Below are 15333 nucleotides of genomic sequence, written 5' to 3'. Positions count from 1 at the left end.
AGGAAGCCATGCACGCCCCCTTGCTCGACGCCGAAATCTACGACCAGATCCGTGAGACCGCCCGGCGCTTCGCCGAGGAAATCGTCAGGCCCGCCGCCAACGATCTCGACCGCGACGAGACCTTTCCCACCGAGATTTACCGCCAGATGGGCGCGCTCGGCCTGTTCGGCATCACCGTGCCGGAGGCACATGGTGGTGCCGGCCTCGACACCTACGCCTATGCCATCGTGATGGAGGAATTGTCGCGCGGCTATGCCTCCGTCGCCGACCAATGCGGTCTCGTCGAGTTGATCGGCACGCTGCTGACCCGCTACGGCACGCCCGAGCAGCTCAAGCACCTGCCCGACATCCTCGCTGGAAAGACCCGCGTCGCCTATTGCCTGACGGAAGCCGAAGCCGGCTCCGACCTCTCGAATGTCCGCACCATCGCGCGCGAGACGGACGAGGGCTATGTCATCGACGGCGGCAAGCTCTGGATCCACAACGCGCCGGTCGCCGATCTCGGCTTCGTGCTGGCCTCGACCGATCCCGCCGCCGGCCATCGCGGCATGAGCATCTTCCTGGTCGATCTGCATGCGCCGGGCGTCTCGCGCGGGCCGAAGGAGCACAAGATGGGCCAGCGCGCCAGCCAGGTCGGCGCGCTCAATTTCGATGGCGTCGTGGTGCCGCGCGAGGCTCTGCTCGGCCCGAAGGGGCGCGGCTTCCACATCATGATGAGCGTGCTGGAGAAGGGCCGCGTCGGCATCGCCTCGCTGGCGGTCGGCATCGCGCAGGCGGGGCTGGAGGCGGCGCTGGCCTATGCCCGCGACCGGCGCCAGTTCGGCAAGCCGATCCTCGACAATCAGGGTCTGCAATGGCTGCTGGCCGACATGGCCAAGGACATCGCCGCCGCCCGCGCCCTCGTCGAGCGCGCCGCGCTGCTGATCGACCACGACAAGCCCGCGACCTCCGCCTCCTCAATGGCAAAATGCTTCGCCAGCGACATGGCGGTGGCGCAGACGGCCAATGCCGTGCAGGTCTTCGGCGGCTCCGGCTACATCCGCGGCTTCGAGGTCGAGCGGCTCTATCGCGACGCCAAGATCACGCAGATCTACGAGGGCACCAACCAGATCCAGCGCACTATCATCGCCAAGGAATTGATCAGGAACGGCGCCTGACGCTTCGGCGCCGCGACAGGGTCAGGAACGCGCGAGAACCAGGCGGATGCGCGTCATGGTGCTGTCGCGGGACAGCGCCAGCTCGCCCTTGTGAGCCAGCGCCACCTCGGCGGCGATGGAGAGGCCGAGCCCCGAGCCGCTCGACTCCGGCCCCTTGGCGAAGGGACGCGTGAACTCGGCCAGCGGCGCGGCAAAGCCGTCGCCGTCATCGGCGACCTCGATCCAGGCGGCGTCCCCATCGGCGCCCACCGTCACGACGAGCCGGCTGCGGGCGCCATGCCGTAAGGCGTTGTCGATCAGGTTGCTCAGCGCCTCGCGCAGGCTGACGGCGTCGCCGGAGACGATCGGCGCCTGCTCCGCCGGCACGAAGGCGATGTCGACCTCGCGCGGCAACGACAGCGGAACCGCCTTTGCCAGAACGCCCTTGGCGAGCTGGTTGAGATCGACGGCGGCCGCAACCGCGACATCCTTGCGGTGGATCACCATCGCATGGTCGAGGAGCTGCCCGGTGAGACGGCCGAGCTCCGCCGTCCGTTCATGGATGCGCTTGACGGTATCCGCCTTGCGCCGCGATGCGGGGGTACCGATCAGGATTTCGACCTGCGCATCGAGCGCCGCCAGCGGCGTACGAATCTGATGGGCGGCATCGGCGATGAAGCGCTGCATGATCGCCATCCGCTCTGAGAGGCGCCGCATGAAGTCGTCGATGGCCTGAACGAGATTGCGGATTTCAAGCGGCGGCTCCGCTTCGATCGGGCGCAGGTCGTCGGGGCGCCGGCTCGCGATCTCGCGCTCGATGCGGGTCAGCGGCTTCAGCGCCAGCGTCACCGCATAGGCGGCCGCCAACAGCGCGAGCACGCTCATCACGGCGATGACGCCGAGCGCCTTGAGCGTCAGATCGCGAGCCAGTGCGCGCCGGGCGTCGGTCGTCTGGGCCACGACGATCGTCGACCAGTTGTTGGTTCCGGGCATGTCGATCTGCCGGGCAAGCGTCGCGATCCGTACCGGCTGGCCCTGATAGGTGCCGTCTTCGAGAACGACGCCAGCGCGGGTCTCCACCGGATCGGCGTCCGATACGAGATCCTCGTAGCCGGCGACGACGATGCCGCGCGGATCGACCACCTTGTAGAAGACGAGATCGTAATCGGCGAGCGTCGCAATCGTGGAGACTGGCGGCTCGACCGTGACGACGCCACCCTGGACATAGACGTTCTCGGCGATCTGCACCGCGCCGCCGCGCAGCAAACGGTCATAGGCCTGCTGGGCTGCGAGCGAGGACGAATGCCAGGCGGCAGCACCCAGCACGACCGCACCAGCCGCCAGCACCGCCGCCAGCACGGCGATGATGCGGAAGCGCAGCGACAGGCGAAGGTCAGACAACCGCAAGCTGATAACCCAGTCCGCGCAGGGTCCGGATCTCCACCGGGGCGTTGGCCAGCTTGCGCCGCAGCCTTGCGACGAACTGCTCGACGGCGTTGGGGCTCGCCTCCTGGTCGAAGTTGAAGAGCTGCTCGATCAGCTCCTCCTTGGGCACGATCCGCTCCGGGCGCGCGGCGAGGATCTCGAGCACGGTCAATTCGCGGCGGGTCAGGTTGAGGGGTCTGTCGCCGACGCTCGCGACCCGCCCGGCCCGGTCGATGGCGAGCGGTCCGACGCGCAGCATGTTGTCGGATTGGCCGGCGCTGCGCCGCAACAGCGCCCGCGCGCGGGCTTCGAGCTCGCCATAGTCGAAGGGCTTGACCAGGTAGTCGTCGGCACCGAGATCGAGCGCCCCGATGCGCTCGTCCACGGCGGAGCGCGCCGTCAGGACCAGCACGGGCGTCGCCAGCCGGCGGGCCCGCATCTGGCGCAGGATGGAGAGGCCGTCCTGCCCCGGCAGGCTGAGATCGAGGATGACGAGGTCATAGGCCTGCACCGCCAGCAGCTCGGCGGCGGTGGTGCCGTCCTGCTCCCAGTCGACGGCGTGGCCGATCTTCTCGAGCCGCATCACCACGGCTTCGGCGATGTCGGCGGTGTCTTCCACGACGAGCACGCGCAAGCGGATCGGCCTCTAGTTTTTCGAGTCAGGCTGGAGTCAGTCCCGCAGGCTATCACTGTCGGCAAGCGCCCATAAGTGCGCTCGGGAAACGAAAACAAGGGACGGTGCATGTTAGCCCCATTTAACGCCGCATCCGCGACTCCGCTGCTCTCGGTGGAGGGTGTGACGCTGCAATACAAGACGCCGGACGTGGTGGTGACCGCGACGCGGCGCGTCTCCTTCGACGTCTACCCGTCCGACCGCTTCGTGCTGCTCGGCCCCTCGGGCTGCGGCAAGTCGACCCTGCTCAAGGCGATCGGCGGCTATCTCACGCCGGTCGAGGGCGAGATCAGCCTGAAGGGCCGCAAGGTCTCAGGCCCGGGCCCCGACCGGATGATGGTGTTCCAGGAATTCGACCAGCTCCTGCCCTGGAAGACGGTGCGCGAGAACGTGGTCTTCGCGCTGACGGCCTCCGGCCGGGCGATGCCGTCCGAGGCCGGGGAGCGCGCCCGCTCCTATATCGACAAGGTCGGCCTGACCAAGTTCATCGACAGCTATCCGCATATGCTCTCCGGCGGCATGAAGCAGCGCGTCGCCATTGCGCGCGGCATGGCGATGGAGCCCGACGTTCTGCTGATGGACGAGCCTTTCGCCGCGCTCGACGCGCTGACGCGCCGCAAGATGCAGGACGAATTGCTGCGGCTCTGGGACGACACGAAATTCACCGTGCTCTTCGTCACCCATTCGATCGAGGAAGCCATCCGCATCGGGACCCGCATCCTGCTGCTCTCGCCGCATCCCGGCGAGGTCAAGGCCGAGCTCAACAGCGTGCCGGCCGCGGAGATGGGCACGGGCACGCAGGCCGCGCTCGAAACCCGCATCAACGACATGCTCTTCGCGCATCATTGAACCGGAGGTGACCGACATGACCGATCTCGTCAGCTTCCGCCCGGAAATCATCCGCGACGTCCATTCCAGCGACGCGCCGGTCGTCGCCAAGACCATCGGCCTGGCCGAGCGCATCTATCGCCTCGGCTTCGTCCGCAAGGCGGTGATCCTCGCGGTGCTCGCCGTCGCCTGGGAGCTCTATGGCCGCTGGCTCGGCAATCCGCTGCTGTTCCCGACCTTCGGCCAGACGGTCGAGGCCTTCGTCGAGAACATTGTCAGCGGCGTCATCCCGCAGCGCACGCTGGTCTCGCTGCAGACGCTGGTGATCGGCTACGGCATCGGCATCGTGCTGGCGGCCCTGCTCACGACGCTGGCCATCGGCTCGCGCATCGGCGCCGACCTGCTCGAGACGCTGACCTCGATGTTCAACCCCCTGCCCGCCATCGCGCTGCTCCCGCTGGCATTGATCTGGTTCGGGCTCGGCACCGGCAGCATCATCTTCGTGCTCGTCCACTCCGTGCTCTGGGCGATCGCGCTGAACACCCATGCCGGCTTCCGCTCGGTCTCGAACACGCTGCGCATGGTCGGGCAGAATTACGGGCTGCGCGGCCTGAAGCTGGTGCGGCTCATCCTGATCCCGGCCGCCTTCCCGGCGATCCTGACCGGCCTCAAGGTCGGCTGGGCCTTCGCCTGGCGCACGCTGATCGCGGCCGAACTGGTCTTCGGCGTTTCGTCTGGCGCCGGCGGCCTCGGCTGGTTCATCTTTGAGAACCGCAACCAGCTCGAGACGGCGAACGTCTTCGCCGGCCTGTTCACCGTGATCCTCATCGGCCTCTTCGTCGAGAACGTCATCTTCGCCACCATCGAGCGCAAGACGATCCGGCGCTGGGGCATGCAGCACTGACGACCCGGAGCATTTCCGCCTTCTTCTGAAACGTGGAAATGCTCCATTTTCCTGGCTTTATCGCATTTTCTTCACGCGAACCGGCATCCGCTTCGCTCGAAAACGCTCTGGTTCCACAAGGCCGAACGGCCGTCACTCGGAGGGAAACACCCATGGCATTCAAGACTATCCTGCGCGCCGCCTTCACAGCCGTCGCACTCGGCACCGCGCTCGCCGCCCCGGCCCGCGCCGAGGTCTCGGAAGTCCGCATCTCCAAGGGCTTCGGCATCCTCTATCTGCCGCTCTTCGTGATGCAGGATCAGCAGTTCCTGGAGAAGCGCGCCAAGGCCGCCGGCCTCGGCGACATCAAGGTGACCTGGCTGATGCTCGACGGCGGCAACGTCATCAACGACGCGATGATGGCCGGGACGCTCGACTTCGCCGGCACCGGCGCGCCGGGCTTCGTCACGCTCTGGGCGAAGGCCAAGGGCATTCCGGGCGTCGAGGTCGTCGGCGTCTCCGGCATGAGCTCGACCTCGCTGTGGCTGATGTCGAACAAGCCGGAGCTGAAGTCGCTCAAGGACTTCACCAGCAGTGACAAGATCGCCCTGCCCGGCATCAAGACCTCGCTTGCCGCCGTCGTGCTGCAGATGATCGCCGCCAAGGAGTTCGGCGACGCGAACTACGCCAAGATGGACCCGATGACGGTGAGCCTGCCGCATCCGGAGGCGCTGGCCGCGCTGATCGGCGGCAAGACCGAGATCAAGGCGCATTTCACCTCGCCGCCCTTCCAGTACATCGAGGCGAAGAGCCCGGGCATCAACCGCGTGCTCAACTCGGTCGACTATCTCGGCAACCTGACGCTTGACGTCACCTTCGCGCCGAAGAAGTTCGTCGATGCCAATCCGAAGATGACCCAGGCCTTCATCGACGCGATGGACGACGCCACCGCCCTGATCGCCAAGGACAAGAAGTTGGCGGCCGAGATCTTCGCCAAGGCCTCGAAGGTGAAGATCGACGCCGCCGAGGTCCAGGAGATGATCGAGGACAAGGACGCCCGCTTCACCGCCACGCCCGAAGGCGTGATGCAGTTCGCCGAATTCATGCACAAGGCCGGGTCGATCAAGGTGAAGCCGACGAAGTGGAGCGACATGTTCGTGCCGCAGCTCGCCGGCCGCTCGGGAAGCTGAGCGCATCGCGAACCCCAACGGGTTTTCAGATGCCGAAGGGCGCGGTCTCCTCTGGGGCCGCGCCCTTTTGCATGGTAGCCATGGTCGTTGGCTCGAAAATTGAAACCGGGCCTCGATACGCGACGGAAGAGTGACGGCCTGATGCATGCGAGAATTCCCGGACACCGGGCAGAGACGCTCGGCCCGGCGCTGACACCGACAGATCCGCGCTCGCTGCGCCGTTTCGAGGATGAGCGCTTCCTGACGGGACAGGGCTTCTATCTCGACGACGAGGCAGTCCCCGATGCGCTGCACGCCATGGTGCTGCGCTCGCCGCATGCCCATGCCACGATCCTCTCCATCGACGCCGAAGCGGCGCGGGGCCTGCCCGGCGTCCACGCCGTCTACACCGCTGCCGAGATCGCCGATCTCGCGCCCCTGCCCTGCTCGCTGGCGGTCGCGGGCGAAGCGCCGCTGATCGTGCCGCCCCGATCGCCTCTGGCCGGCGAACGGGTCCGCCATGTCGGCGATCCCGTCGCCTTCATCGTGGCCGAGACGGCCGAGCTTGCCCGCGAGGCCAGCGAGTTGATCGCGGTCGATTACGACATCCTGCCCTCGGTCACCGAGCTTGCCGCCGCCAACGCCCCCGACGCTCCCGAAATCTGGCCGCAGGCGCCCGGCAACCTCGCCCTGCGCTATCGGCTCGGCGACGGGGCGGCCGTCGCCACCGCCTTTGCGCAGGCCGCCCATGTCGTGACCTGCCGGGTCGTCAACAACCGGATCGCGGCAGCGGCACTCGAACCGCGAGCGGCACTCGGGCGCTTCGACAAGGCGAGCGGCCGCTACCGGCTCTCGCTCAGCGGCGCCTCGGTGCACGACATCCGCCGGGAACTCGCGGCTGTGCTGCGCATCGCGCCTGAACGGATCGACGTCGCCTGCCCCGATGTCGGCGGCGGCTTCGGCATGAAGAACGTCACCTATCCGGAATATGCGCTGGTGCTCGTCGCGGCCGAGCGCCTCGGCCGGCCGGTGCGCTGGCTCGCCGAGCGCATCGAGGATTTCTCCGGTGGCGTCCATGCTCGCGACAATCTGACCACCGGCAAGCTTGCCCTCGACGCCAAGGGCCGGTTCCTGGCGCTTCAGGTCGAAACCACCGCCAATCTCGGCGCCTATGTCTCCTCGCTCGGGCCGGGCAGCGCGACCACCGCGCCGACGCCCGCGATGGGCGGGCTCTACGACATTCCCGCGATGACGATGGATGTCCGCTGCGTCTTCACCAACACCGTCCCGATCGACGCCTATCGCGGCGCCGGCAAGCCGGAAGCAAACTATCTGATCGAAAGGCTGGTGGAGGCGGCGGCCAACCGCTTGCGGATCGACTCCGCCACCTTGCGCAAGCGTAACTTCATCCGCCGCTTCCCCTATCGCAAGCCCTTCGGCGCCGTGCTCGATTGCGGCAGCTTCGGCAGCAATCTCGACCAGGTTCTGGCTGCGGCCGACCGCGGCGGCTTCCGGCGCCGCAGGGCGGAATCACGCCGACGCGGCAAGCTGCGCGGCTTAGGCATCGGCTGCTTTCTGGAAACCTCGCGCGGCGCGCCGAACGAGGATGCCTGGCTGTCGTTCCGCGCCGATGGCGGCATCGACATGACGGTCGGCACCCAATCGAACGGCCAGGGTCACGAGACGAGCTTCGCCCAGCTTCTCGCGAGCCGGTTCGGCCTGCCGGTGGAGCGTTTCCGCCTCATCCAGGGCGATACGGCGCGCGTCCCCAGCGGCGGCGGCCATGGCGGCGCCCGCTCGCTGCATATGGGCGGCGGCGCGCTGGCACTGGCGGCCGATGCGCTGATCGAGAAGGCAAGGCCCGCAGCCGCCGAACTGCTTCAGGCGGCTGCGGAAGCTGTCAGCTTCCATAACGGCCGCTTTCTCGCTCCGGGTGCCGGCGAAGTCGATCTCGGCAGCGTCGCGCGCCATGTCGCGGAGACGACCGGCAAACCCCTCGCCAGCCATGGCGCCCGCCGCAATGCGCCGCTCACCTTTCCCAACGGCGCGCAAGCCGCCGAGGTCGAGGTCGATCCGCAGACCGGCGAGGTGACCCTGCTGCGCTATGTCGCCGTCGACGATTACGGCACGCTGATCAACCCCTTGCTGACCGAGGCACAGGTCCATGGCGGGCTGGCGCAGGGCATCGGCCAGGCGCTGATGGAGGAAGCCCGCTACGACCCCGATGGCGGCCAGCTCCTCAGCGCGACCTTCATGGACTACGCCATGCCGCGCGCGATGGACCTGCCGGCCTTCGAATTGTCGATGGTGGAATTGCCGACTGATGCCAACCCGCTCGGCGCCAAGGGGGCGGGACAGGCCGGCTGCATCGGCGCGCCGCAGACCGTGATCCATGCGATCCTCGATGCGCTGCGGCCCCTCGGCGTCACGCATCTGGACATGCCGGCCACTCCGGCGCGGATCTGGCGTGCGATCCGGGAGGCGCAGCAGGCCAAAGATTGAGGAGTCAGCGCTTTCCCGAGGCCCCGGCTAAAGCCTGCTGACTTTGCGCGGAACCACGTCGTCATCCCGGCCCTCCGCTTCGCTCCGGCCGGGATGACCCACGTTTCGATGAAAACGCAGCAGGCTCTAACTCTGCGGCTGCCCCATCAACCTATCGCGCAGGCGCAGCAGTTCCTCGCAGACCGCTTCCAGATCCCGCACCGCGAAGCCCTCGCGCAGAGCCGGAAGATGCTCGCCGAGCCTGGCGCCGAGGATGCCGGTGAAACCGATCCGGCCTTCGGGCGAGACGACGAGGCCGTTCTGAGCCTCGAAGGAGGCGTTCCAGGCCACGGCCTCGGCTTCCGATAATCCGGCGGGAAGGTCGAGTTCGAGGACGCCATCCGTCGTCAGCCGGACCGGGTAGCCGCCCGGCAGGCCGTTCGGCCCCGGTACATGTCCGTGCCAGACGCGGCCGGAAGCCATGGCAAGCAGCATGGGCACGCCGCTCGCTCCGGATATCTCGATGACCGGCTCCGGCGTGAGCTGGATATCGGCGAAGCGCGCGTAGACATCCGCGATCTCGGCGCCGTCGAGCCAGACCCGTGGCGCCCGCCCCCCGCGCTCCTCCGGCCGGCGGCGCCAGGCTGCGAGGTTCTGATAGTGGGCGAGGACTTTGACCTCGGCGCCCGGAGGCGTGGCGGCCGAGCCCGCGAAGACATTGGACAGGATCGCGACATTGCCCATGCCGCAGGCGACATCATGGCCCATCGCCTTGATCATGCCGTTGACCACGTCGGGGAAGCCGCAATTGACCAGCGTGACCGCCCTGCCGCTGCGCGTGATCGCCGCGGCGACGCGCCAGGAGAGCAGCGCCTGGAAGACCGCCGTGGCACTCAGGCCGCCTTCGGCGACGAGCTGCGTCCAGGCATTGCCGCTCTGGGCGATGACCTGCGAGGTCTGGATCGAGGCGGCCTGCACGACGATGCGCGGGCCGGTCGCCGCGAGCATCTCCTCCGAGGCGTTCGGGGCGAGCAGATCGACCGCATGGGTGGTGAAGCGCGCCTTCTTGCCGAACAGGGCGGCGCGGGCATTCGCGGCCGTGCGCAGCCAGTTCAGCCGCTCGCGGTTGCGGCCGGCGATGACGACCGCGACGGGTTCGTCCGCCGTCGCGGCAATGTCGAAGGCGATGCGCGCGGCGAAGCCGCCGGTGCCGGAAACCAGAATGTCGCAGCCGGCCATGTCAGCGCCCCGTCGCCATCGCCGCGCGGTCCCAGCAATCATCGAGCCGAGGCGAGAGCTTGTGCTTCATGATGCGCTGGCTCGCCGTGCGTTCGAACTCATCGACGACGGCGATGTAGCGCGGGTTCTGGTAGGGCGCGAGGCGCTGCCCGAGCCAGCCGGACAAGGCCTGCGGATCGATGATCACGCCGTCGCGCGGCTTGACGAAGAGCTTGATGTCCTGCTCGCCGACATCGGCGGCGACGCCGATCATGGCGCAATCCTCGACCGCCTCATGCTCGGCCGCGACATGCTCGACCTCCCAGGCCGAGACGTTTTCGCCCCGGCAGCGCACGCTGTCGGTCATGCGGCCGTGGAAGTAGAGGTTGCCATCAGCGTCGAGGGAGCCGAGATCGCCGGTGTGGAAGCCGTCCGCGCGCAGGGCCTTCGCGGTCGCCTCGGGATTGTCGAGATAGCCCGGGAAGATCGCACCGGGGATGCTGGTCTCGATCACGATTTCGCCGCGCTCGCCGGTGGCGACCGCCCGGCCATCCGCGCCCTGCAGCTTCACCGTGAACCAAGGCATCGGCCGGCCCACCGAGCCGACCACGCCGCTGACGTTGCAAGTCGTGAGGCTGGAGGCTTCCGTCATGCCGTAGCATTCGCGGATATCGATGCCGAAGCGGTCGCGGAACTGCGGCCAGATATCGGGCGGGCAGCCACCACCCCAGGCGATGCGTACGCCGTGCTCGCGGTCGCGCGGCGACGGCGGCTGCTTCAGCAGGATCTGGAGGATGCCGCCGAGATAGTGGATATGGCTCGCGCCTTCCTCCCTGACCTGATCCCAGAAGCGGCTGGCGCTGAAGCGCTCGACCATGGCGAGCGTGATGCCGCTGATCATCGGCAGGGGCAGAAGCTGCGCGCCGCCGATATGGTAGAGCGGCTCCCAGACGAAGAAGACGTCGCCCGGCCCAGCATCGGAGAGCCGCACCACGCTTTCCGCCGCGAGACGCAGCATGCGGTGCGAGACGATCACGCCCTTGGGCCGCCCGGTCGTGCCGGAGGTGTACATGATCGCGAAGACCGCATCCGCGGACGGGGCCGGTTCTGAAAAGAGCTCCCTGCCTGACAGGATCGCATCGAGTTCCCCGCTCGGTGAATGGGTTAGCAGCGGCAGCTCCGCCCCCTGTCCCATCGCCTCGGCGATCTGCGGCGCAAGCTCCGCGTCGGCCACGACGAGGCGCGGCTGCGAATGGGTCAGCAGGTATCGCAGCCCCTCGCCGCGCTGCTGCGCGTTGACCGGCACCCAGGCGACCCCCGCCCGCGCGAGCCCGAAGACCACCGCGATGGTCGCGATCGAATTGCGCATCATCACGGCGACCCGGTCGCCAGCCACGATGCCCCGCGTTCTCAAATGCGCGGCGAAAGCGGCCGAGCGCCGCTCGACCTCGGCATAGGTCACAGGCTCGCCGCAGAAGCGCGCATAGACGCGCTCCGGCTCAGCCGCGGCGCGTGTCGTCAGAAGGCTCACGAAGCCATCGTCGTCGAAGGAGGTCATCGTCGTCGGTTCAGTCGAGTCGGGAAGAGGAGCGGAAGCGTTCCGCGACGAGCAGCATCGCCGTCACCACGATGAAGACGACCACCGAGACCGCCGCGAGCGTCGGGTTGAGCTGCAGGATCATGTCGTCCCACATCTGCTTCGGCAGCGTCGTCTTGAGGCCGCCCGAGACGAAGATCGCAATGGTCAGCTCGTCGAAGGAGGTGATGAAGGCGAAGAGAAAGGCTGCGACGAGGCCGCCCTTGACCAGCGGGATGGTGACGCCGGTCAGCGTCCGCACCCGGTTGGCGCCGAGGGTCGCCGCCGCCTGGTCGAGGCGCTGGTCATAGGTCTTCAGCACGGCGGCGATGGTGACCAGCGTGAACGGGATCGCCAGCACGGTGTGGCCGATGACGAGGCCGAGATCGGTCGCGATCAGGCCGAGCCGGGCGAAGAGATAGAACAGCCCGACCGCGATGACGATGCGCGGCACGATCATCGGCGCGAGGAAGAAGGCGAAGATCAGCCCGGCCCAGCGCGTGCGGCTGTTTGCCAGCGCCAGCGCCGCGAAGCCGCCGATCGCCGTCGCCGCAAAGGCGGTGACGAAGGCGACCGCGAAGGAGCGGATCGTCGCCTGGATCCAGAGCGGCGATTCGAAATAGGTCCGGAACCAGCTCAGCCCGTAGCCCGGCGGCGGGAATTCCAGGAATTGCGAGGAGGTGAAGGCGAGCGGAATGACAAGCAGCGTCGGCAGCACCAGGAAAGCGATGACGAGCCAGCAGAAGCCGGGCAGCAGCAGCGCGCAGAGGCGCTTGCCGAGCAGCGCACGCGTGACCTCAGCGAGCCGCCCCACTCCCGTCGCGATGAGGGAGAGGATCGCCAGGCCGAGATCGCGGATACGGCCGGTGCCGACCTGCCCGGAGCCGCCGGCGATGGTCGAGAGCCCGAAGATCCGGTCGTAGACGACGCATGAAACCAGCGCGGCCAACAGCATCATCGCCGACAGGGCTCCCGCGAAGGACCAGTTCAGCAGCTCCTGGACCTGGGTGATGATGAGCTGCGCCAGCATCGTCTCCTGCCGCCCGCCGAGGAAGGCCGGCACGATGAAGAAGCCGAGCGAGGAGATGAAGACGAGCAGGCCCGCCGCCGCGACGCCGGGCAGCGAGAGCTTGAAATAGACCAGCCAGAAGGCGCGCGCGGGCGCTGCGCCCAGCGTCTGCGCCGCCTGGACGAGCCGCCGGTCGATGTCGGCCATCACCGGCAGCATGGTCATCACCGCCAGCGGCACCATCGCATGGACCATGCCGACCATGACGCCGAACTGGTTGTTGATCAGCGACAGCGGCTGGTCGACGACATGCGCGCCGGTCAGCAGGGAGTTGATCACGCCGCTGCGTCCGAGGATCAGCATCCAGGCGAAGGTCTTGACGAGATAGCTCGTCCAGAATGGCACCATGACGAAGAGCAGCATGCGGCCGCGGAACATGTCGGGCAGGCGCGCCAGCCAATAGGCGAGCGGATAGCCGATCAGCAGCGACCACAGCGCCGTCCAGCCGGCGATGCGGAAGGTGATGCCGAGGACGCGCAGATAGACGTCGGTCGCGGCAATGCGCTGATAGGAGCTCGCCGTGAAGGCTCCATTGTCCGGATCGACGACGCTCAGGCCCAGAAGCTGCGCGACCGGCCAGACGAAGAAGACCGCGAGGAACAGGACGCCGGGCACCGCCAGCCAGAGCGCGTTGAGGCGCAGCCTGCCCGCACGCGCCGGCGCGCTCGTGACGCTTACGGCGCTCATGCGACCAGCACCGCCTTGTCGCGCGGCCAGCCGGCGACGATGGCCTCGTCGATGGCCGGCACCGCATCGTCGGGGCCGAGGCGCAGCACGAGCTGGCTGCCATCCTCGAGCGCCGCGATGACGCGCGTCTCCGAGCCGGCATAGACGATCTCGCTGACCCGGCCGTTCACGGCGTTGCCGTCCAGCGCGCCGAGGCGCAGGTTCTCGGGCCGGATCACCAGCGCCGCGTCCCGGCTCTCGCAATGCGCGCCGTTGGGCAGAGCGAAGCGGCCATGCGCGGTCTCGAGCGAGCCGTTGCCGTCCCAGCGGCCGCGGAAGATGTTGGAGATGCCGATGAAATCGGCGGCGAAGGCGGTGCGTGGGCGCTCATAGATCTCCCGCGGCGTGCCGAGCTGCTCGATCTTCGCGTGGTTCATCAGGCAGATGCGGTCGGACATGGCGAGCGCCTCCTCCTGATCATGCGTGACATAGACGATGGTCGAGCCGCTTTCGCGGTGCAGCCGCTTGATCTCGATCTGCATGTGCTCGCGCAGCTTCTTGTCGAGCGCGCCGAGCGGCTCATCCATCAGGATGATCGAGGGCTGGTAGACGAAGCAGCGTGCCAGCGCGACGCGCTGCTGCTGGCCGCCGGAGAGCTCGCGGGGAAAACGCCCGGCGAGATGGCCGAGATGCACCATCGCCAGCGCATCGGAGACGCGCTTGGCGACCTCCGCGCCCGGGCGACCGCGCATCTTGAGCGGGAAGGCGATGTTCTCCGCCACGGTGAGGTGCGGGAACAGCGCGTAATGCTGGAAGACGAGGCCGATATCGCGCTGGTGGACGGGCGTCGCCGACTGGTCGCGGCCGTCGATGACCACCCTGCCCTCGCTCACCTCGACCAGCCCGCAGATGAGCTGGAGCAAGGTGGTCTTGCCGGAGCCCGAAGGCCCCAGCAAGGTCAGGAACTCGCCCTCGGCAACGCTGAGAGAGCTCGGCTCGAGGGCCGTGGTCGCGCCGTAGCGCTTGCACAGCCCTTCGACCACGAGCTTCGCCGGTTTTGCTTCGGTCACGGTCATCCCGGCGCTCGTCGCCATCGCCATCAGGTCAGGAGCCAGGAATTGAAGCGCTCGGTGACCTTGGCGCGATTCTCGCTCCACCAGCTCTCATTGGCGATCGCCATCTGCTTCAGGTTTTCCGGCGAGGTCGGCAGCAGCTTGGCGCGCTCGGGCGAGATCGTCTGGTAGGCGTCCAGATTGGTCGGGCCATAGGCCAGCGCCTCGGTATAGATCGCCTGCTGCTTCGGGTCGGAACAAAAGCGGATGAACTGGCGCGCCACCTCGGCCTTCGGGCCGCCCTTGGGCAGACCCCAGCCCTCGATCGAGTAGAGTCCCTGGTTCCAGATGATCCTGGCCGGCGCGCCGCCATCGATCGCGGCCTGAAGGCGGGCGTTCCAGCCGGTGGTCATGTCGACCTCGCCGCTTTGCAGAAGCTGCGTCGACTGGGCGCCGCCCGTCCACCACACCGCGATATGCGGCTTGATCTTGTCGAGGACCTTGAAGGCACGCTCGACATCGAGCGGATAAAGCTTGTCGAGCGGCACGCCGTCGGCAAGCAGCGCCTGCTCGATGCTGTCGATCGGGTTCTTGCGCATCGAGCGGCGACCCGGGAACTTCTCGACGTTGAAGAAGTCGGTCCAGCTCGCAGGCGCGTTCTTCACCTTGTCGGTCCGGTAGGCGAAGATCGTCGAATAGACGTCCGTGCCCATGAATTCGGGCGAGATCGCCTCCGGCATCAGCTTCGGCACATCGGCATGGGAGAAACCGATCGGATCGAGCAGGCCTTGCGCCTTCAGGATGTCGCGCGCCGACAAGGTCAGCGTGCACACGTCCCAGGTATAGGACTTGGTCTCGACCATCGCCTTGAACTGCGCGGTCGGCTCGGCCTCGCGGGCGACGTTGACGACCTTGTTGCCGGTCGCCTTTTCGAACGGATCGTAGAAGGCCTTGCGGAAGGCGGGGCCGAACGGACCGCCGGGATCGGCGACCGTGATCTGCGTCGCGGCGTGCGCCGTACCGATGAGATAGGGCGCGGCGACCGCTCCGGCGGCGACGCCGCCGGCCAGTTGCAGCAGGGTACGCCTCGTCGGATTCGTGGTTCTGCTCGTCATCGTCTTCTCCCCTTCAAGCGGTTTTCCGCATTTCCCCGTGGG

Annotated in this window: 12 protein-coding genes; 5 read left to right on the top strand and 7 right to left on the bottom strand. The window is 67.7% G+C overall.

Features of this window, described 5'->3' with window-relative positions:
- The first annotated feature begins 8 nt into the window (after positions 1-8).
- Positions 9-1157, top strand: coding sequence for an acyl-CoA dehydrogenase family protein (locus tag IED13_RS05010; RefSeq protein ID WP_248312446.1), 1149 nt, complete (start codon positions 9-11; stop codon positions 1155-1157).
- Positions 1158-1178: 21 nt separating this feature from the next.
- Here the strand turns inward: IED13_RS05010 and IED13_RS05005 are convergent, their stop codons facing one another.
- Both IED13_RS05005 and IED13_RS05000 read right to left on the bottom strand, forming a co-directional pair.
- Positions 1179-2537: a sensor histidine kinase gene (locus tag IED13_RS05005; RefSeq protein ID WP_191123550.1), complete on the bottom strand. Its 1359-nt coding sequence runs from the start codon at positions 2535-2537 to the stop codon at positions 1179-1181.
- On the bottom strand, positions 2530-3195 hold the full coding sequence (locus IED13_RS05000) for a response regulator transcription factor (protein WP_191123549.1): 666 nt from the start codon (positions 3193-3195) through the stop codon (positions 2530-2532). Before IED13_RS05000 ends, IED13_RS05005 begins: the two co-directional genes overlap by 8 nt.
- A gap of 108 nt (positions 3196-3303) precedes the next feature.
- Between IED13_RS05000 and IED13_RS04995 the strand changes: the two genes are divergently transcribed.
- From IED13_RS04995 to IED13_RS04980, 4 genes are all read left to right on the top strand, one after another.
- A complete protein-coding gene (locus IED13_RS04995) occupies positions 3304-4083 on the top strand; it encodes an ABC transporter ATP-binding protein (RefSeq protein WP_191123548.1) in 780 nt (259 codons plus the stop codon).
- Positions 4084-4099: 16 nt separating this feature from the next.
- The gene (locus IED13_RS04990) at positions 4100-4966 is read left to right on the top strand and encodes an ABC transporter permease (protein ID WP_112762365.1); all 867 of its coding nucleotides are present in this window, start codon (positions 4100-4102) and stop codon (positions 4964-4966) included.
- A gap of 152 nt (positions 4967-5118) precedes the next feature.
- Positions 5119-6135 carry an ABC transporter substrate-binding protein gene (locus tag IED13_RS04985; RefSeq protein ID WP_112762087.1) on the top strand — a complete coding sequence of 339 codons (1017 nt, stop codon included), beginning with the start codon at positions 5119-5121 and terminating at the stop codon, positions 6133-6135.
- A gap of 141 nt (positions 6136-6276) precedes the next feature.
- Positions 6277-8616 (top strand): xanthine dehydrogenase family protein molybdopterin-binding subunit, encoded by a 2340-nt coding sequence (locus IED13_RS04980; protein ID WP_191123547.1) that lies wholly within the window; start codon positions 6277-6279, stop codon positions 8614-8616.
- Between the two features lie 126 nt (positions 8617-8742).
- On the opposite strand, the gene IED13_RS04975 is transcribed toward IED13_RS04980, so the two are convergent.
- Genes IED13_RS04975 through IED13_RS04955 form a run of 5 tightly spaced genes read right to left on the bottom strand, consistent with a single transcriptional unit; the run spans position 8743 to position 15291 of the window.
- Positions 8743-9834, bottom strand: a complete 1092-nt coding sequence (locus IED13_RS04975) for a hypothetical protein (RefSeq protein ID WP_191123546.1) — start codon at positions 9832-9834, stop codon at positions 8743-8745.
- 1 nt (position 9835) lies between these two features.
- The gene (locus tag IED13_RS04970) at positions 9836-11371 is read right to left on the bottom strand and encodes an AMP-binding protein (protein WP_191123545.1); all 1536 of its coding nucleotides are present in this window, start codon (positions 11369-11371) and stop codon (positions 9836-9838) included.
- Positions 11372-11381: 10 nt separating this feature from the next.
- Positions 11382-13145 (bottom strand): ABC transporter permease subunit, encoded by a 1764-nt coding sequence (locus IED13_RS04965; RefSeq protein WP_191123544.1) that lies wholly within the window; start codon positions 13143-13145, stop codon positions 11382-11384.
- A complete protein-coding gene (locus IED13_RS04960) occupies positions 13142-14200 on the bottom strand; it encodes an ABC transporter ATP-binding protein (protein ID WP_142020806.1) in 1059 nt (352 codons plus the stop codon). Before IED13_RS04960 ends, IED13_RS04965 begins: the two co-directional genes overlap by 4 nt.
- Before the next feature lie 23 nt (positions 14201-14223).
- Positions 14224-15291 (bottom strand): ABC transporter substrate-binding protein, encoded by a 1068-nt coding sequence (locus tag IED13_RS04955; protein WP_191123543.1) that lies wholly within the window; start codon positions 15289-15291, stop codon positions 14224-14226.
- Positions 15292-15333: the final 42 nt, after the last annotated feature.

Source organism: Allobosea spartocytisi, assembly GCF_014764685.1.
Taxonomy (GTDB): domain Bacteria; phylum Pseudomonadota; class Alphaproteobacteria; order Rhizobiales; family Beijerinckiaceae; genus Allobosea; species Allobosea spartocytisi.
This window is presented reverse-complemented; position numbering and strand designations above follow the sequence as displayed.